The sequence below is a fragment of the Pedobacter mendelii genome (genome assembly GCF_014635725.1).
Lineage (GTDB): Bacteria > Bacteroidota > Bacteroidia > Sphingobacteriales > Sphingobacteriaceae > Pedobacter > Pedobacter mendelii.
In genome coordinates, this window is the sequence record NZ_BMDJ01000010.1 from 160,947 (window position 1) to 178,816 (window position 17,870).

16 protein-coding genes and 1 pseudogene are annotated in these 17,870 nt (G+C 35.3%); 4 read left to right on the forward strand and 13 right to left on the reverse strand.

The window, feature by feature from the left end; translation table 11 throughout:
* Nucleotides 1–181: 181 nt before the first annotated feature.
* Complete coding sequence (gene dxs, locus IEV50_RS16220; protein ID WP_188416336.1) at nt 182–2,110, reverse strand: 1-deoxy-D-xylulose-5-phosphate synthase; 1,929 nt, start codon at nt 2,108–2,110, stop codon at nt 182–184.
* Between the two features lie 696 nt (nt 2,111–2,806).
* Between dxs and IEV50_RS16225 the strand changes: the two genes are divergently transcribed.
* Both IEV50_RS16225 and glyA read left to right on the forward strand, forming a co-directional pair.
* Nucleotides 2,807–3,565 (forward strand): segregation and condensation protein A, encoded by a 759-nt coding sequence (locus tag IEV50_RS16225; RefSeq protein ID WP_371870275.1) that lies wholly within the window; start codon nt 2,807–2,809, stop codon nt 3,563–3,565.
* Nucleotides 3,566–3,628: 63 nt separating this feature from the next.
* Nucleotides 3,629–4,900, forward strand: coding sequence for a serine hydroxymethyltransferase (glyA, locus tag IEV50_RS16230; protein ID WP_188416338.1), 1,272 nt, complete (start codon nt 3,629–3,631; stop codon nt 4,898–4,900).
* 266 nt (nt 4,901–5,166) lie between these two features.
* On the opposite strand, the gene IEV50_RS16235 is transcribed toward glyA, so the two are convergent.
* The 8 genes and pseudogenes from IEV50_RS16235 to IEV50_RS16270 form a co-directional block, all read right to left on the reverse strand.
* Nucleotides 5,167–6,546 carry a hypothetical protein gene (locus IEV50_RS16235; protein WP_188416340.1) on the reverse strand — a complete coding sequence of 460 codons (1,380 nt, stop codon included), beginning with the start codon at nt 6,544–6,546 and terminating at the stop codon, nt 5,167–5,169.
* An 18-nt stretch (nt 6,547–6,564) separates the two neighbouring features.
* Nucleotides 6,565–7,284, reverse strand: coding sequence for a ComF family protein (locus IEV50_RS16240; protein ID WP_188416342.1), 720 nt, complete (start codon nt 7,282–7,284; stop codon nt 6,565–6,567).
* A 163-nt stretch (nt 7,285–7,447) separates the two neighbouring features.
* Nucleotides 7,448–8,509, reverse strand: a complete 1,062-nt coding sequence (rlmN, locus tag IEV50_RS16245) for a dual-specificity RNA methyltransferase RlmN (protein ID WP_188416344.1) — start codon at nt 8,507–8,509, stop codon at nt 7,448–7,450.
* Between the two features lies 1 nt (nt 8,510).
* Nucleotides 8,511–8,791 (reverse strand): annotated as a pseudogene (locus tag IEV50_RS16250) (Txe/YoeB family addiction module toxin).
* Nucleotides 8,773–9,015: a DUF2683 family protein gene (locus IEV50_RS16255; protein ID WP_188416346.1), complete on the reverse strand. Its 243-nt coding sequence runs from the start codon at nt 9,013–9,015 to the stop codon at nt 8,773–8,775. Before IEV50_RS16255 ends, IEV50_RS16250 begins: the two are co-directional and overlap by 19 nt.
* A 114-nt stretch (nt 9,016–9,129) precedes the next feature.
* Nucleotides 9,130–10,092, reverse strand: a complete 963-nt coding sequence (gene rluF / locus IEV50_RS16260; RefSeq protein ID WP_188416348.1) for a 23S rRNA pseudouridine(2604) synthase RluF — start codon at nt 10,090–10,092, stop codon at nt 9,130–9,132.
* 183 nt (nt 10,093–10,275) lie between these two features.
* Nucleotides 10,276–10,836, reverse strand: a complete 561-nt coding sequence (locus IEV50_RS16265; protein ID WP_229746768.1) for a DinB family protein — start codon at nt 10,834–10,836, stop codon at nt 10,276–10,278.
* 129 nt (nt 10,837–10,965) lie between these two features.
* Complete coding sequence (locus tag IEV50_RS16270; protein WP_188416350.1) at nt 10,966–11,655, reverse strand: helix-turn-helix transcriptional regulator; 690 nt, start codon at nt 11,653–11,655, stop codon at nt 10,966–10,968.
* A 200-nt stretch (nt 11,656–11,855) separates the two neighbouring features.
* Here IEV50_RS16270 and IEV50_RS16275 point away from each other — a divergent pair, with 200 nt between their 5' ends.
* Nucleotides 11,856–14,321 (forward strand): hybrid sensor histidine kinase/response regulator, encoded by a 2,466-nt coding sequence (locus IEV50_RS16275; protein WP_188416352.1) that lies wholly within the window; start codon nt 11,856–11,858, stop codon nt 14,319–14,321.
* Nucleotides 14,322–14,538: 217 nt separating this feature from the next.
* On the opposite strand, the gene IEV50_RS16280 is transcribed toward IEV50_RS16275, so the two are convergent.
* The 4 genes from IEV50_RS16280 to IEV50_RS16295 all read right to left on the reverse strand — a co-directional run bounded on the left by IEV50_RS16280 (nt 14,539) and on the right by IEV50_RS16295 (nt 17,307).
* Nucleotides 14,539–15,870, reverse strand: a complete 1,332-nt coding sequence (locus IEV50_RS16280; RefSeq protein ID WP_188416353.1) for a sigma-54-dependent transcriptional regulator — start codon at nt 15,868–15,870, stop codon at nt 14,539–14,541.
* A 66-nt stretch (nt 15,871–15,936) separates the two neighbouring features.
* Nucleotides 15,937–16,251, reverse strand: a complete 315-nt coding sequence (locus IEV50_RS16285; RefSeq protein WP_188416355.1) for a hypothetical protein — start codon at nt 16,249–16,251, stop codon at nt 15,937–15,939.
* Nucleotides 16,252–16,356: 105 nt separating this feature from the next.
* The gene (locus IEV50_RS16290; protein ID WP_188416357.1) at nt 16,357–16,671 is read right to left on the reverse strand and encodes a hypothetical protein; all 315 of its coding nucleotides are present in this window, start codon (nt 16,669–16,671) and stop codon (nt 16,357–16,359) included.
* Between the two features lie 267 nt (nt 16,672–16,938).
* Entirely contained in the window at nt 16,939–17,307 is a 369-nt protein-coding gene (locus tag IEV50_RS16295; protein ID WP_188416359.1) for a YccF domain-containing protein, read from the reverse strand.
* A 106-nt stretch (nt 17,308–17,413) separates the two neighbouring features.
* Here IEV50_RS16295 and IEV50_RS16300 point away from each other — a divergent pair, with 106 nt between their 5' ends.
* Complete coding sequence (locus IEV50_RS16300; protein WP_188416361.1) at nt 17,414–17,767, forward strand: hypothetical protein; 354 nt, start codon at nt 17,414–17,416, stop codon at nt 17,765–17,767.
* The last annotated feature ends 103 nt before the right edge of the window (nt 17,768–17,870 follow it).

Below are 17,870 nucleotides of genomic sequence, written 5' to 3' on the forward strand. Positions count from 1 at the left end.
TTGTTGAATAATTACGCTTACAGGAAAAGAAAAGTAACACCCCGCCCTGCGGGCACCCCTCTAAAAGAGGGGAATTAAGTTTCTGAGTCGGAGCAACATTTATTGAGTTGGTTATTATTATAGGGAGCTTTCGACAGGTTCAGACTGAAAGCCTACATTTCCGGAAGCAAAAATATTTTTCTTAGCCCACCATTGTATTGGTCGTACGCTTTACCGCTACTTTTCTTACGGCTTCAATTATCGAAGCTTTATCATAACCGCATTCTGCCCAAAGCTCTGCTTGTTCTCCATGATCAATAAACTGATCGGGAATGCCCAGGCGAATTACGTTTGCATGGTAGCCATTATCGGCCATAAATTCTAAAATTGCCGAGCCCACACCACCTTGTAAAGTACCATCTTCAACGGTAACAATGTGCTTATACTTTGAGCAAACCTCGTGAAGCATTTGCTCATCCAAAGGTTTAACAAAACGTAAATCGTAATGCGCTGGGTAAATGCCTTCGCTATTTAATTCGGCTCTGGCTTCTACAGCGAAATTACCAACATGACCAATGGTTAATAGCGCAACCTCCTCGCCATCGCAAATTTTGCGGCCTTTTCCTATTTCTAAAGCTTTAAATGGTCTTTTCCAATCGGGCATAACACCGTTTCCACGAGGGTAACGAATAACAAAAGGTCCTACGTTTTCTTGTTGAGCCGTAAACATGAGGTTTCGGAGTTCTTCTTCATTCATTGGTGATGAAACCACTAAATTCGGAATGCACCGCATAAAAGCAATATCATAAGCACCGTGATGCGTTGCGCCATCAGCACCAGCTAAACCTGCCCTATCTAAACAAAAAACAACGTTTAATTTTTGGATGGCAACATCATGAATCACCTGATCATAAGCCCTTTGCATAAAGCTAGAGTAGATGTTGCAAAATGGCACTAAACCTTGTGCGGCTAATCCGGCAGAAAACGTTACAGCATGTTGCTCTGCAATGCCCACATCAAAAGCACGGGTTGGCATTGCTTTCATCATAATATTTAATGATGAACCTGATGGCATTGCTGGTGTTATACCTACAATTTTATCATTGGCCTCAGCAAGTTCAACCATAGTGTGTCCAAAAACATCCTGGTATTTTGGTGCCTGCGGTTTATCCTGAACACTTTTTTTAATTTCTCCGGTTATTTTATCAAACAAACCTGGTGCATGCCATTTGGTTTGGTCTTTTTCGGCCAGCGCAAAGCCTTTACCTTTTACGGTAACACAATGCAATAATTTTGGACCGGGAATATCTTTTAAATCTTTAATTATTGCTGCCAAACGCTTCACATCATGACCATCAACAGGACCGAAATACCTGAAATTTAAAGATTCGAACAGATTACTCTGTTTAAGCAATGTTCCCTTTATACTTTTCTCAATCTTTTTAACATACTTGTGTGCGTTAGGACCAAGTTTTGAAAGACCGGCAAGTACATTAGAAATATCATCGCGAAAGCGATTATAAGATTTTGAAGTTGTAATGTTTGTTAAATACTCTTTTAAAGCACCAACATTTGGGTCGATAGACATGCAGTTATCGTTCAAAATAACTAGAACATTACTGTTTTCGATTCCCGCATGATTTAAGCCTTCAAAAGCTAAACCCGCAGTCATTGCGCCATCGCCAATTACAGCAACATGTTGTCTGTCTGTTTCGCCTTTAATCTGAGAAGCTACCGCCATTCCTAATGCTGCCGAAATAGATGTAGATGAATGGCCAACACCGAAGGTATCATATTCACTCTCGCTAATCTTTGGGAAGCCACTTATACCTTTATAAATACGGTTTGTATGGAAAAGTTCGCGGCGGCCAGTTAAAATTTTATGACCGTAAGCTTGATGACCAACATCCCAAACCAATTTATCGTAAGGTGTGTTAAGGGCATAATGTAAAGCCACAGTTAATTCAACAACGCCTAAGCTGGCGCCGAAGTGACCACCATTAACACTCACAACATCGATAATGTATTGACGCAATTCCTGGCTTATTTGCTCTAGGTCAGCTTCACTATATTGCTTTAAATCAGCAGGATAGTTTATTTTTGATAATAGGGGGCCAGCTTTTACTTGCATTCGGTATTTTGGAAAAGAAACAAGATACAAAGAAAGGTAATTTTGTGCTAATATTTAAGAAAAAAACATTGAATAACAACAATCTCTAAATAGCATTTTGAAATCGTCGGTTATCTTAACTGAATGTTATATTTTTATTCAGAAGCGCAAGGTTAGTGCAGGAAACTAAATTTGTTTTCGTTTTACGCTTTAATCGCTAACAGCCGAAATGGCTGTTGCTACGTGTTCGCTTCAACCGGGGCTATATTGCAAAAGATGTGTTCCATTTTAATGGTTTGCATGGTGCACAAAACCTTTGTTAGTAAACCTGTAATAACAACAACCTTCAAATAGCATTTTCAAATCGCTAGTCATCTTAAACGATGGTGATATTTTATTCAGAAGCGCAAGGATGGTGCAAGAAACTAAATTTGCTCCCGTTTTACGCTTTAATCGCTAACAGCCGAAATGGCTGTTGCTACGTGTTCGCTTCAACCGGGGCTATATTGCAAAAGATGTGTTCCATTTTAATGGTTTGCATGATGCAAAAGCCTATGTTAGTAAACCTGATTACAGTGTAAAGCCCGCAAGCGAGGTACGAGTGCGGACTTGAAACGTAAAGCAGGGCTACAGACCGCCAAAAGCTAAAAACGTTAATTTTCTAAATGATTTTAAGCTTTTAATCATATTTGCAAAAACAGATATTCATTTTTTATTATGTTTGCTGTAGCGATGCAAGAAGAAAATTTTGAAATCAAACTCCCGGTTTTTGAAGGTCCGTTCGATTTGTTGCTATTTTTTATTGAGCGTGATGAATTGAATATTCAGGACATTGAAATCTCCAAGATTACAAATGATTTTCTGGCGTACATACATCAGCTATTGGCCTTAAATGTAGAGGTTGCAAGCGAGTTTATTTTGGTTGCAGCTACCTTAATGCGCATTAAATCGAAAATGCTTTTGCCAAGGATAGAGGTGGATGAGGCAGGGAATGAAGTAAATCCTGAACAAGATTTAATTGCCCGATTGCTTGCCTACAAACAATTTAAATCTGTTGCCGAAGAACTTAAGTTTTTTGAAGAGTTGAGAATGCAGCAAGAGCGAAGAGGGAATATTGAATATGATTTATCTTTAGCCGCAGAATCTTCTACCCATCAGGATGAATTGTTATCGCTGGATTTATATAAGCTATTGATGGTTTATCAAAAAACCATACAGAAATACGAAATCCGTACTCAGGAAGTAAAGCATACGGTTATTCAATATCCTTACACCATCGAACAGCAGAAGCATTTTATTGCCAATTTGTTAAACATTAATGAGCAGATTGATTTTGGTTTGGTGATGAAAAACTCCGAAAATAAAGTCCATTTCGTTTACAATTTTTTGGCGATTTTAGAAATGCTTCAACAACAAATTGTGGAGATAACCATTGGAAGCGGCTTTAATAACTTTAATGTAAAAGCAATGGCTTAATAGGGCCTTAATTAGCTTCAATTTTCTTACTTTTGCCACAAAAAATAACAAACCTATATAAGGATGAAACGCGATAACCAAATTTTTGAACTTATTGATAAGGAATTAGACCGCCAAGAGCATGGTTTAGAGCTTATTGCATCAGAAAACTTTGTAAGCAAGCAGGTTATGGAAGCTGCAGGCTCGGTATTAACCAATAAATATGCTGAAGGCTTGCCTGGTAAACGCTATTACGGTGGCTGCCAGGTGGTAGATGTAGTGGAGCAAATTGCGATTGATAGGGCTAAACAATTATTTGGTGCAGCATGGGTAAATGTACAACCTCACTCAGGTGCACAAGCAAATGCTGCAGTTATGCTTGCTGTTATCCAGCCTGGCGATAAAATTTTAGGTTTCGACCTATCTCATGGCGGGCATTTAACGCATGGTTCTCCAGTAAACTTTTCAGGTAAATTGTATCAGCCATTCTTTTACGGTGTTGATAGAGAGACAGGTTTAATTGATTATAAAAAACTAGAAGAAGTTGCACTTGCAGAGAAACCAAAATTAATTATTTGCGGTGCATCTGCTTACTCGCGTGAATGGGATTATGCGTTTATCCGTTCAGTAGCTAATAAAATTGGTGCATTGGTTTTGGCTGATATTTCTCACCCGGCAGGTTTGATTGCAAAAGGATTATTGGCAAACCCGCTTCCGCATTGTCATATTGTAACTACCACAACACATAAAACTTTACGTGGTCCGCGTGGTGGTATGATTATGATGGGGAAAGATTTTGAAAATCCGTGGGGATTAAAAACCCCAAAAGGAGAACCTAGGATGATGAGCAACTTGTTGGACATGGCAGTTTTTCCTGGTACTCAGGGCGGCCCACTTGAACATATTATTGCAGCTAAAGCAATCGCCTTTGGTGAGGCGTTAAGTGATGAGTATGGTGTTTACATTAAACAAGTTGCCGCAAATGCACAAGCAATGGCAAAAGCTTTTATGGCCAAAGGTTATGGCATTATTTCAGGCGGAACAGATAATCACTTAATGCTGATTGATTTGCGCAATAAAAACATTACTGGTAAGGTTGCCGAAAATGCATTAGAGAAAGCAGAAATTACAGTGAACAAAAATATGGTTCCGTTTGATGATAAATCTCCATTTGTAACTTCAGGAATTAGGGTTGGTACCGCTGCAATTACAACACGCGGCTTAAAAGAAGCTGAAATGGCTAAAATTGTTGATTTAATTGATAAGGTTTTAACTAACCCAGAAGATGAAGCAAATTTAAATGCTGTTAAAGCAGAAGTTATTAATCTGGTAAGTGCATTTCCGTTATACAAATAATTCTAATTTTTAACAATTACAGAGCGCCTTGCAATTATTTGTAAGGCGCTTTTTGTTTTATAGCTTATTGCATTAGGATTTTTACTTCCAGCATCTTTGCGCTTTCTTAAACTATCATCTTAAAATCCCTAAATCCTAAAAATCCTGTTCAAAAAGTAAAGGGCCGATATTCTTTTGAAGAAATACCGACCCTTACCATCTAAATTAACGCTCTCGATTATATAAACGCAATCATTTAAGAAATGTTTTACGGAAATAAAAAAAAGTTAATAATTTTCATAACAACCTAAGGATGAGGGAAAAATTCTTGTTTTGCCTGTTATGTCTTCATTTAAATAAACACTAAAATATGCGTCTGTAGTTAAGTTAATCCCTTTTTTAAGCGCAGGACTTGTACTTAGTATAAAAAAGTTACCCGAATTGGGAGAAGCAAATATCGGATCGGAATTAATGATGTTTCCGTTGGTGTTATAAGCTGTACTTGTTGTTTTGATTAAATTGCTAAAAAAGTTAAGCTGAACCACTGCGTTAGTTTTCTTTTGGATATCTATTTCATTCATCAAGCTCCCCCAGATTATGTTGTTTGTTAAATCGAGTTGAAGTTTGTTATAAACGTTTGCGGCTAAATAATCGGAAAAAGTTAATGCTGCAGTTTTACGAGGCAAGTTTGGATTGAAGCCGGCAAAAGTATTCTGTTTTAGGTTGTAGTTGCCACCTCCAATTGCATAAATGATGTAATTACCACAATTATACATCAAGTTATTAAAGGCTATCAATTCAGAGTGATAGCCAATATAGGCCGCAACCTGCATGTTTTTAATTACAGTATTGCTAAGAATAAGCTTTGGATTTGCATTAACAGACAAAGAATCAGAAGTTATTGCAACGGAAGCATTTTTAATAATGGCGTTTTTTATAATTCCATTGCCTGTTTTTTTTATATAAATCCCCTTCCACTGGCCAGGTTCATCGCTGTAAATAGTTTCCAGTCTGTCGCTGCAAAATTGGATAGGTGCTGTAAGTGTGCCGTAAGCATTTAAAATTCCTTCCACATTCATAACTGCATCTTTATGAAAATAAACTTTTGTACCCGGCTGAATAGACAGTGTAGCGCTATTTTTTATGTTAACGAATCCGTTAATAATGTATGGAAAATTCTTTGTCCATGTTGTGTTTGAAGCTATGTTCTGATTATTTATGAAAATAGCATTCTGGCCATAAGCTGAAAGCAGAATCGCTTTTCTATTTCCATTTGATGTAATAATTATAGAATCTTGGACTAAAAAAGGAGTGTTTTTAGCATCAGGATTGATGGTTACTTTAATAAAAATATTTAAAGAATCCTGACCATTTAAAACCAGATTGTTTTTAACAGATAAATTTTGCCCGTTAATGTTAATGCCAAATGGAGACGAATCTCCTCCTGAAAGTTTAATTTCAGATATATTCAATGCAACATTATTGTTATTTAAAACCTTAATCTTCCTTGTTGCAGAACCAACAGAGGTAAAAATGGTATCAAATAAAATACTGTCTTTTGAGAAGCTAAGTTTTGTATTGGCATCAGTTGTAATGCGCTCATCTTTTCGGCAAGCTGAGCAGAAAAAAGCAAATAGAATAATCTGAAAGATTAATAAGTGGCGCATAAATCAAATATGAGAAAATTATTCTGCGAAAGCCAAAGCTGCAATGCTAACTTTTGATGCTCCGTTTTCGAGTAAAACATTTGCACAAGCTTCGAGTGTGGCACCTGTTGTAATTACATCGTCTATGAGCAAAATATGCTTACCTGCAATTTTTTCTGGATTCTGTATTTTGAAAACTGATTTCATGTTTTCATAACGATTGTACCTGCTCTTTTTTGTTTGGCTTTCTGTAGGAACAGGTCTGATTAAAATATTATCATAAAAATCTATTTCCATTTTTTTAGAAACACCTTCAACTATAAATGTACTTTGATTATAACCTCTTAAGCGTAGTTTTTTTTGGTGCAAAGGAACTGGCATAATTAAATCTATATTTTGGTAAAGTGGACTATTTTTTAATCTTTCGCCAAGCATGTGTCCAAGCATTACACCAACATCTGTTTTGTTATTATACTTTAAACTGTGTATCAGATTTTGAACTTTGGCTCCTTTTCTGAAATACAACATTGCCATTGCAGCATTTAAAGGCAATCGGCCCCAAAACTGTTTTGCAACCCGATTTTCATCATGAACATGATAATCAGTAAAAGGTAAATCATACTGGCATTTTGTACAGATTAAATTTTCGTTTTGAAATATGGGCGTTCCGCATGCATTGCAAAGGTTTGGAAATAATAATCCGATTAAATCAGAAGCCCATTGCTGTAGCCAGGATTTTTTGGATTTGAGGATTTCCATGATGATAAAGTATTAAATATATCGAATAATAACTTTCGGCCAGAGGTTTTGAATTAATGGCCATGCTGAAAATTTATCTAAATAAATATAGTGTCTTTATCAGGATTTTCAAAATTTAAGCTTTTTGGGATGAAGATTTTGTATTTGCCAGGCAGATTAAAAACTAGGCTTTAGCTTTTTCTTTAACGGCTAATTGTCCACAAGCGGCATCAATATCTTTACCGCGGCTACGGCGAATGTTTGTGTTTATACCCTGAGATTTAAGATAGTTGGAGAACGCATCGATTTTATCGCCTTCTGCATTGGTAAAATCTGCAAAAGAAATTGGGTTGTATTCAATAAGATTAACCTTACAAGGAATGTGTTTGCAGAATTTTGCTAAATCCATTGCATCAGAAATTTCATCATTGAAATGATTGAAAACAATGTATTCGTAAGTAACCGGGTTTTTGGTTTTGGCAAAATAGTATTTAAGCGCATCAGCCAAAGCTTTTAAAGTATTTGCTTCGTTAATGGGCATAATTTCATTACGCTTTTTATCATCTGCTGCGTGAAGCGATAGTGCAAGATTGAATTTGGCACCATCATCACCCAATTTTTTAATCATTTTTGCAATACCTGCAGTAGAAACTGTAATTCGTTTATAACTCATGTTTAAACCATCTGGAGCAGTGATGCGCTCGATAGATTTCATAACATTTGCATAGTTTAGAAGCGGCTCACCCATGCCCATATACACGATATTGGTTAATGGGTTATTATAATTCTGTTTCGCTTGTTTATCAATTAAAACAACCTGATCATAAATTTCATCGGCATTTAAGTTGCGCTTACGATCCATATAACCTGTTGCGCAAAATTTGCATGTTAAACTACAGCCAACTTGCGAACTTACGCAGGCCGTCATTCGGTCTTCCAAAGGAATTAAAACACCTTCAACAATATTTCCATCTGCAAGGCGGAAAGTGTTTTTAATGGTATGATCGTTACTAAATTGAGAATTATTTACCTGAACAGCATTAATGGCAAAATTTTCATCTAATGATTTGCGTAAATCTTTAGAAAGATTGCTCATTTCATCAAAACTGGTTGCCGATTTTTCCCATAACCATTGATAGATTTGCTTGCTTCTGAAAGCAGGTTGCTTCATTGCAGTCAATTGCTGTTGCAACTGTTGCAAATCTAATGAGCGGATATCGGTTTTTTTTGCTGTTTTCTCTAACATTTTATTTATCACTATAATGACCCATAGCTGCAATAATGAAAACTGTAACAATGTCTTCATCAACTCTATAAATCAATCTGTCTTTTTGGTTTATTCTTCTAGACCAAAATTCGATAGGCCATATTTTAAAGTTTCAGGGTTTCCAATTCCAGAATATGGATTTGATTTAAGTTCTTCAAATATTTGATTTATTCTTTTTATAGATGCTTTGTCTCCCGATTTGAAATGGAGTTTAATCTGTTTTTCGGCTATTTTTTCTAAAACTATTGAATATTCTCCCATAAGGATTTTGATGGATCCAAAGTTTTAACATTGCCTTTTTTTATAGATTCTTCGGCTTTTTCAATCATCTCAACCATTTCAATTCCGTAAAGATTGATGGTTTTCTCACGCTCGGTTAATTCAGCTTTAGGTTGTTTTTTAAAAGCTACCTTCAAAGCTTTAGCAACGGCTTTTAAAGCAGCCATTTGCTCTTTAGTTTCGGGGTATATAATTAATGCTTCCATATTTATCGTTATTCGCTGCCAAACAATTTATACAAAGGTACTAAAAAGCTTTTAAGCTGAAAGATATTAGCTTAAAGCAACCGATTGAAATTCAGAAATTTACAATTTATTGGTTTATCTTCCTCTTTGCCTGCTACTAGATTTTGCTACTGATTTACCTTTTGGAGGTCGTGTATTTCTACCTGATGAACCACTTTTACTGGCTGGCTTGGTAGAAGAATGACCAGTCGTTTTTTTTCCTGCTGATTTTTGAGCTGGTTTAAACGGCTTTTTTGGGTGTTCATTCTTTGTTTCCGGAATTTCTTCCCATGAGTTTGTTTTTTTCTTAGTGTTTTTTGGTTTTGAAGCAGCTTCAGAAGATGATTTTTCGACACTTTTCATAATGCCATTCATTTCTTCTTCTGTAAGTTCCCTAAATTCTCCAGTCGGGATGCCTTTCAGATTGATATTCATAATCCGGGTACGTTCCAGCTTGGTCACTTCATAGCCAAAATGTTCACACATTCTACGGATTTGCCTATTTAAACCTTGAATTAAAATAATATTGAATACAAATGGGCCAATTTGCCGAACCTTACATTTGCGTGTATTTACACCTAAAATGGGTACGCCGTTACTCATTTCGAAAATAAAATCTTCGGTAATTGGTTTGTTAACGGTAACCAAATATTCTTTTTCGTGTTTGTTACCTGCTCTTAAAATTTTGTTTACAATATCGCCATTGTTGGTTAAGAATATCAAGCCAGAAGAATCTTTATCCAAACGCCCGATAGGAAAAATACGTTCGCTATGGTTTACATAATCAACAATGTTATCTTTAATATTTGATTCTGTGGTACTGGTTATGCCAACAGGTTTATTAAAAGCCAATAGAATGAAATTCGATTCTTCCTTTGGTTCGATGTTGTGGCCGTTAACCATCACTTTATCTTTTGGAAAAACCTGATCGCCAATTTTGGCTCGCTTACCGTTTATAAAAACTGTACCTTTCTCGATAAATCTATCTGCCTCGCGACGGGAGCATAATCCGCTTTCGCTGATAAATTTATTTAAACGAGTTGCAGAGTTATTATTCATGCTGCAATTTTACGGAAATAATTGCTTAATTAACCAAAGACGTGTGGTTAAATGGATTTAAAATATATTGCCACGGAAGCACAGATGAACACAGAAATTTATTCTTTTTTCTTCTGAAACCTCTGTGTTTCTGTGGCAAATTTAGAAACCTATATTCTAAGTTTTCTTTGTAGGTAAAAATAATTAAAAACTTTGGTCGTCTGCACTTGGCCCATAGCTGCCTGGAATTGGGATGTTCAATAGCCTCAAATAAACGCCTAACTGTGCTCTATGGTGAATAGTCTGGCTAAAAGCTATTCGCATCATTTCGTATCGGGTTAAATCACCTAAAATCTGATCTCCATTTCTTAAAATCCATTGTTCATCAAAGGTGTTGGGTTGCGCTTTTTCCAGTTCAGCTTTTCCACTTTGATAACTGGTTTCCAGAAGCCTGATTAAATCATCACTGTTTTCAATGTGTTTCTCTTCATAAGGAGCAGTTGCGAAATCCAAGCCATCGGCTGTGAAAGCCATACTTACCCACTCTGGTAACTCTGCAATGTGGCTTGCCAATGATTTCATTTTCATGCTTTTTTCATGAGGCGCCCAATCAAACTTATCGGCAGGAACAAGTGCGATAAATTTTTTTGTAGTGTTAAATTCTGCTTCGAATTCTTTTAATAATGCTTTGATAATGTCCATGTTTTGTTGTTTAGATTTTTCCATTGTATTGATTTCCATTAATAGTAGGTCGGTTATAATCATGGTTTTGGATTTTGTTTCAACAAAGAAAATACAGCAGACTGACAACCCTATGGCAGTGTGAAAATAGAAGCAGCAATTATTTAAATTTTGGTATCGATATAGAATTTCAACCTTGATTGATACTACAATTTAAAAATTTACGGGTAACATGCTCATGTAATTGCTAAGAGGCATATGTTCGGTTTTTAAAAAGGGCTTTTGGTGGTTCTTTAGACAAACAATTCTTGTTAAGTTAAAATCGCGGTATTGATTTCGATAATGGCACCAAGCAATCAAATGCCAGCTGAAGGCATAGAATATTAATCCAATTGGTTCAACCTCTCTTTTACTGGTTTCCTCCTTGGCATTTTTATATTCCAGTTCTATTATATTCTTCTCTGTTATGGCATTTTGAATAAGCGAAAGATACTCGTAATTGAATCTTAAGCGTTCAGGAATCTGTAATCTAATGTGCTGGTTCATATTTTCCAGCTTTTCTTTCTGGCTGGTTTTTAAAACTGCCTTTACTTTTGTAAGGGCAGCAGTGTAATGGGTTCGGATTGAATTATCAGCAAAACCGTTAACCAAACTCTCTACCAAAAGTAATGCATTTGCTTCATCCATATTAAATGAAATGGGAGGCAAAAAATATCCCTGAACCAGAAAGTAACCTTTTGGTTGATCGAAGCTAACAGGAATTCCTTGTTCTTGCAAAGCTTTAATATCGCGATAAACCGTACGCACGCTGATGTTAAATCGATCAGAAATTTTATCTGCCGTGATGTATTTTCTTGATTGCAGCAAGGTCAAAATCCCGAAAAGGCGATCGATGCGATTCATGTTTGTTGGTTTTGTTAAAATTATAGAATTTTCATTGGTTTTCAATTTAGAGTTTTGCACAGTGGGGCATTGGAATAATAATTGAAAGGGTTTGTGTGGTTATAATTAAATACTATGCTTGGTATGTTATTTGTTCTATTAGCCATATTATGTCTTTTTAGCGAAAAGTTCGTTAAATAAGCAGACAAAATCTACAATTAATGGCGGCCGTAATTCAGAAACGTTTCTTCAGGGCGATAAAAAGTAAAGTGATAATAGGATTTTTATTTGCCTGTTTTGCGCTGCTTTTAGCCTGGGGTATAAGTAAGTTTGCCTTTACGCGAATGCTGAATACAGTTGAAGAAATTTCTGCACCAAATGACAGACTTAGAATTGTAAATGATTTATCGCACAAAATTGCACGGCTTGATCAGTTGCAGCGAGATGAGGCTTTTAATAAACAAGGGAATTATAGTTTTTTAAAAGAATCTCGAAAGTTGAGGTTAAGTTTAGATACCCTGCGAAAACTTTATACCGGCGATTCTTTACAGCTTGTCCGGATAAAATCTATTAAAAGTTTGCTTGTAGAAAGAGATAAGCAGTTTGTTTCCTATTTGCAGGTCCGAGAAACTTTGGTTAACACAAAGTCTTTTTCTGATGAAGTTAAAAAGTTGAACGAATTGGTAGCTACTCGTGGCAGAAAAACTGATAGTGCTGTTTTAACTACCGAAACAACTACCTCTACCACAACAGTTGCACCTGAAGAAGACGAAAAATCAAGAGGATTTTTGAGTAAACTTTTCGGAAAAAAAAAGGCTGATGTTTATAAAATTATTAACGAAGAATTTAAGGTTAAACGTGATACACTGAATGCCAAGGCAGAAGATAGTGTTATGAAAAGTATGACTGGCTCTTTGAAGAATATAGAAATAGAACAACGCCAGAAAAGCCAGAAATTTTTAAAACGCGAGGCCGATTTATCCAATGCCAGTAATGCTTTAACCAATCAAATGCTGCAAATTTTGAGAGAAGTTGAGGGACAGGCGGTGGCACAGGTTGATTTGAATGGCATTCAGGCTAAAGAAGTTGTAAATGATGGTATAACCCAAATTACAGCTATAATTATAACTTTCTTTTTAATAACTGTTATATTACTTTATTTGATTTTGACAGATATTACCAGGAGTAATAAATATCGTAGGCAACTTGAATTGGCAAAAGACGAGGCGGAATATCATGGTAAGGCGAAACAGCGATTTTTATCGAATATGAGCCATGAAATACGAACGCCATTACAATCTATTTTAGGCTATGCAGAATTAATTTCGCAGCAAGATAATCCAAAGAAGAAAGATGTTGATGCAATCTATCAATCTTCCATTCACTTGCTTCAAATTGTTAATGAGGTGTTGGATTATAACCGAATTATTTCAGGAGAATTCAGTTTTAACAATCAGGTTTTTGATGTAAAGAAAGTGTTGGATGAAGTAATTTCGGTAATGCGGCCTCTTGCAGAGCAAAAATCGCTTAAATTAATTGTAGATTTAGATTTACCTGGTACTGAATTCATAAAAGGTGATGCTTTCAGATTAAAACAAATTTTGTTTAATTTATTGGGAAATGCTGTGAAATTTACTTTAAAGGGCGAAATTTCATTGAAAGTTTCTTGTAAGAAACAAGCAGACAATTTGCATTTCAATTTCAAGATAAAAGATACGGGAATTGGTTTCGAAGAAAAAGACGTTTCCAAAATATTCAATGAGTTTGAGCAAATTGAATCTTCAGAAAGATATGTGCTTAACCAAACCGGAACTGGATTAGGTTTGCCCATTGTTAAATCGCTTATAGAGGGGCAAGGTGGAAGAATTCATGTTAAAAGCAAACCTGGTGTTGGTACAACATTTAATATTTATTTAACCTATCTAGAAACATCAGAACGTATAAATGATGCTTTGGATTTAGAGCATTATGCAATTATTAATCCGGGTACAGTTTGGATAATTGATGATGACAAATTAATTCTAAACTTATGTGGTTTGATTTTCGAGAAGAATAAAATTCCATATAAAAGCTTTAGTCAGGTTGCTGATATTTTGCAAGAAGAAACAACTGCCAACCTTAAATATGTTTTGGTTGATATGCGTTTACCTGAAATGACAGGTTTAGAACTATGCCATATTTTAAAGAAAAAACTACCCGAAAATATTAAATTTTATGCCATTACCGCCCAGGTTTTACCAGAGGAACGCGAAATAGTTTTAAGCGAAGGTTTCGACGGACTGATAATGAAGCCTTTTCGTGCTGAAGATTTACTATCTATTTTCGATAAAACTGAAATCTTAACCGAACAACCTGAATATGATTTTTCTTCTATCGAAAAAATGACTTTTGGCGATAAAGAAGTATTGGAAAAAATACTAAATAGGTTTAAACAAGATTGCGTTGACGATGCAAAGGAGTTGAAATTATATCTCGAAGAAAATAATCAGGATAAATGCAGATTAATTGTTCATCGCCTTGCGGGCAGAACTGCGCAAATGGGTGCAAAAACTTTGGCTACGGCATTTAGATTATTGGAAATTGAAATTGCCCAAAAAGGGTTGGATGGAAATGTTGAAACTGAAGTTTTAATGCAGTTAAAAAAATTAGATGCTTTGATATCAGTTATGGAACCTCTCCCTGTATAAGCCTAAGCTAGCTGTTATTTCATCGAAACTCCTCCCCAAGTGGATAAAGAAACAAAAATGACTGCTTTTAACCAACTTGCAAAACCGGTTGGTTAAGAATTATATTTAAGGTTTTACATTTGAATTCAAACCACAGCCTATAATTTTACTTTTTTTAGGATAGGGCTTAATAACCCGTTACTAATCACTTTCTTTAATAGGGAGAGGCAGTTACTTTTTACTCAATCCCATATCTTTCCATTTTGGCATATAGCGTTTTCCTGTCTATATTTAACATTTTTGCAGCTTTAGATTTGTTGTGCTTCGCCTTAATTAGCGTTTCTGTGATAATGGCTTTTTCATTTTGCTCATTTACCGCTTTTAAATCTGATGAATTTCCAGGTAGCGTTTGCTGATTTACTGAAATCATCATTTCATCGGGTAATGCACTAACCTGAGCAACATCACCTGGTGTTAGCAGAACCATTCTTTTTATCACATTGCTTAACTCACGTAAGTTCCCCGGCCAGTCGTAATTTAATAAAAGCGATTTTGCTTCAGCAGAAATGCTTTTAACATTTCTGTCTAAATCACGATTTGATAAACCAATAAAATGATTGATAAATAATTCTAAATCTCCGCCTCTTTCTCTCAGGGCAGGTAATTGAATTTTGAATTCGTTTAAGCGATGGTATAAATCCTCCCTAAATTCCCCTTCCGCAATACTATTTAGCAAGTCATCATTTGTAGCTGTAATAATTCTAACATCTACCGGAATTTGTTTGGTGCTTCCTAAAGGTTGAATAACTCTTTCCTGTAAAGCCCTAAGTAATTTTATTTGGACTTCATAACTCAGATTCCCAACCTCATCCAGAAATAAAGTTCCACCATCAGCGGCTTCAAACTGACCTTTTTTATCATTTAAAGCACCTGTGAAAGCACCTTTAACATGCCCAAATAACTCACTTGCAGCTAAATCTTTAGATAGTGCGCCGCAATCTATTGCAACAAAAGGTTTCAATGCCCGCTTACTCTGCTGATGCAATGTTCTTGCTGCAAACTCCTTACCTGTTCCGCTTTCGCCTTGGATAATTACCGACATATCCGTTGGTGAAACTAATGCAATATGTTCATATAATTTATCAGCCGTAGTACTTTTACCTTTTATAAAATCAGAATCGATAGCTTCAGTTTTAATGTCTTTAGCATCTTTTTTATTAAGCGAATTCTTAATCACCATTAAAAGTTCATCGGGGTTAACAGGCTTCGTAATGTAATCGAAAGCTCCCATTTGTATCGATTTTACAGCTGTTCTAACGTCGTTAAAGCTGGTCATGATGATGATTGGCGTAGAAAGACTAAGATTTCGGGAATGCGTAATTATTTCAAAACCTATTCCATCGGGCAGGCGATAATCAATTAAAAGTAAATCGAATTTTTGATTTTCGATTAATTTAAATGATTGCTTTACATGAGTTACGAGTGTAATCTCATGGCTGTTTTTAGTTAAAAAACCTTCAAGTAACTGAGCAAATGTTGTATCGTCTTCTAAAATCAGGATTTTTGCCATACAACAAAAATAAGAAAAGCCAGACAAAGTCTGGCCATTCTTTTAAGGTAGATGTAATATTGGGATTTATTGAACAGGTTTACCGTCTTTATCAATTTTTACAGAACCAGTTTCTGCTTCTTTTTTAACATTGATTAAGTAATATTCTTTAGCTCCTTCTTTTACAGACCAAGCTTCTGTAGCTGACCAACCTTTATATGCATCAGATTTTAATGCGGTTGTAACTGGCTCAGGAAGTTCTTCCAATTTTACAGGAGTTTTTACTGCACTATCTTGAACTGCAACAATTGCAGCATTTTTCATTGGGTTTACTTCACTCGCTTGTACTGCTGAGAATCCTGCAAATGCTAAGAACGCAGCTGATAAAATTAACTTTTTCATGGTTGTTTTTATTTAATGTTATGAAATTACCAATGGTATTTTCATGGTTCTATTTAATTTATACTGGACTCTAAAGCCCAGATTATGTCTTATAAAGATTATTAATTATTGAACAGGTTTACCATCTTTATCAATTTTTACTGAACCAGTTTCTGCTTCTTTTTTAATATTGATTAGGTAGTATTCTTTTGCTCCTTCTTTTACAGACCAAGCCTCTGTAGCTGACCAACCTTTATATGCATCAGATTTTAACGCGGTTGAAACTGCCTCTGGTAATTCTTCTAGTTTAACTGGTGTTTTTACTGCACTATCTTGAACCGCAACAACTGCAGTATTTTTTAAATCTTTTACTTCACTTGCTTGTACTGCTGAGAATCCTGCGAATGCTAAAAATGTAGCTGATAAAATGAACTTTTTCATGGTATGATTTTTAAAAAATTTTAATGTGTAATAATATTTGCTTAAGTTTCATAATGATGCCAAAGCGATATTTAATATTAAACAATTGTTTTACAGTAGCTTATCTTTGTGCCATAAAAAAGAAACTGGGGAATTTCTCTACACTTTGAGTGTAATGGCTACAAACTTTGTGGTTAAATGTATTTCTCTAGAAGTTAGAATGAATTTTTACAAGAAAAGTAGCGATTATCTTTAATGAATAATGGCTGCCTTTGTAATATAATTTGCTTATGATATTGATTTGCCAAAAGGCGTAAAAGCCAGGTTCATCAATTTAAAATGCTGCCGGCCAAAAGGTATGCCTACAATGGTTATGCAAAGTAAAATTCCAAAAAAGAAATGCGTTAAAGCTATCCAAAAACCTCCGCAGCAAATCCATATAATATTCATTATTGTAGAAAGGCAACCGGTATTGGATGAAGTATCTGTTATTTTAACACCAAATGGAGCAAGGCCAACTATTGCAAATTTGAAACACTGAATGCCAAAAGGAATACCGATTATAGTAAGACAAAGGATTAAACCGCCTATAATATATTCGAAAAAAATAAAAATGCCTCCGAAAATAATCCAAATGATGTTGCCTAAAAAATTCATTATGCTTTTAGGTTAAGATTGAGTGAAGTTGATTTTGTTACATTTCGACACAATAAGCAAAGGATATTATTTTATAATTTAGGTACACACAAAAGAAAACCTTATAATGAAAAAATTTCTTCTCGTAACGACTGCGGTCGCTTGCATTGCTTTTTCCAGCGCAAAAGCTCAAAATGTTAATAAAGTTAAGTTAACTGAAATTAATACTCCATACATAGAAATTTCTGCTGACCGACAATATTTTAGCCGAAAAACAGGAATAATTTTAGAATATGGGCAGAAAATCGAATATGAAGATGATGCGTTAATTAGGGATGACAAAGGGAAAAAGCTTGAATTTAATTCTTTACTAGATTGTGCAAATAAAATGAAAAATTATGGATATGAAATTTTTCAGGCAAGAGAAGTTCAAAATGGAAAGGATTCTAGCTATACAAAATACCTGCTAAAAAGAAAATAGCAAGATTACTCATTTCCCGCAGATACGTTGAAATAATCTATTCTCGCCGAATTCTTTCTGCAAAAATCTGCGTTTTTATTTACGAAAATCTGCGGGAACAACT

What these genes read in the sequence shown, in the direction of transcription:
- dxs (WP_188416336.1), bottom strand. Translation starts at nt 2,110, where the DNA reads ATGCAAGTAAAAGCTGGCCCCCTATTATCAAAAATAAACTATCCTGCT.
- IEV50_RS16290 (WP_188416357.1), bottom strand. Translation starts at nt 16,671, where the DNA reads ATGAAAAAGTTCATTTTATCAGCTACATTTTTAGCATTCGCAGGATTC.
- IEV50_RS16280 (WP_188416353.1), bottom strand. Translation starts at nt 15,870, where the DNA reads ATGGCAAAAATCCTGATTTTAGAAGACGATACAACATTTGCTCAGTTA.
- IEV50_RS16265 (WP_229746768.1), bottom strand. Translation starts at nt 10,836, where the DNA reads ATGATTATAACCGACCTACTATTAATGGAAATCAATACAATGGAAAAA.
- IEV50_RS16285 (WP_188416355.1), bottom strand. Translation starts at nt 16,251, where the DNA reads ATGAAAAAGTTAATTTTATCAGCTGCGTTCTTAGCATTTGCAGGATTC.
- IEV50_RS16235 (WP_188416340.1), bottom strand. Translation starts at nt 6,546, where the DNA reads ATGCGCCACTTATTAATCTTTCAGATTATTCTATTTGCTTTTTTCTGC.
- IEV50_RS16255 (WP_188416346.1), bottom strand. Translation starts at nt 9,015, where the DNA reads ATGGAAGCATTAATTATATACCCCGAAACTAAAGAGCAAATGGCTGCT.
- rluF (WP_188416348.1), bottom strand. Translation starts at nt 10,092, where the DNA reads ATGAATAATAACTCTGCAACTCGTTTAAATAAATTTATCAGCGAAAGC.
- glyA (WP_188416338.1), top strand. Translation starts at nt 3,629, where the DNA reads ATGAAACGCGATAACCAAATTTTTGAACTTATTGATAAGGAATTAGAC.
- rlmN (WP_188416344.1), bottom strand. Translation starts at nt 8,509, where the DNA reads ATGTTAGAGAAAACAGCAAAAAAAACCGATATCCGCTCATTAGATTTG.
- IEV50_RS16300 (WP_188416361.1), top strand. Translation starts at nt 17,414, where the DNA reads ATGAAAAAATTTCTTCTCGTAACGACTGCGGTCGCTTGCATTGCTTTT.
- IEV50_RS16225 (WP_371870275.1), top strand. Translation starts at nt 2,807, where the DNA reads ATGTTTGCTGTAGCGATGCAAGAAGAAAATTTTGAAATCAAACTCCCG.
- IEV50_RS16275 (WP_188416352.1), top strand. Translation starts at nt 11,856, where the DNA reads ATGGCGGCCGTAATTCAGAAACGTTTCTTCAGGGCGATAAAAAGTAAA.
- IEV50_RS16295 (WP_188416359.1), bottom strand. Translation starts at nt 17,307, where the DNA reads ATGAATTTTTTAGGCAACATCATTTGGATTATTTTCGGAGGCATTTTT.
- IEV50_RS16270 (WP_188416350.1), bottom strand. Translation starts at nt 11,655, where the DNA reads ATGAATCGCATCGATCGCCTTTTCGGGATTTTGACCTTGCTGCAATCA.
- IEV50_RS16240 (WP_188416342.1), bottom strand. Translation starts at nt 7,284, where the DNA reads ATGGAAATCCTCAAATCCAAAAAATCCTGGCTACAGCAATGGGCTTCT.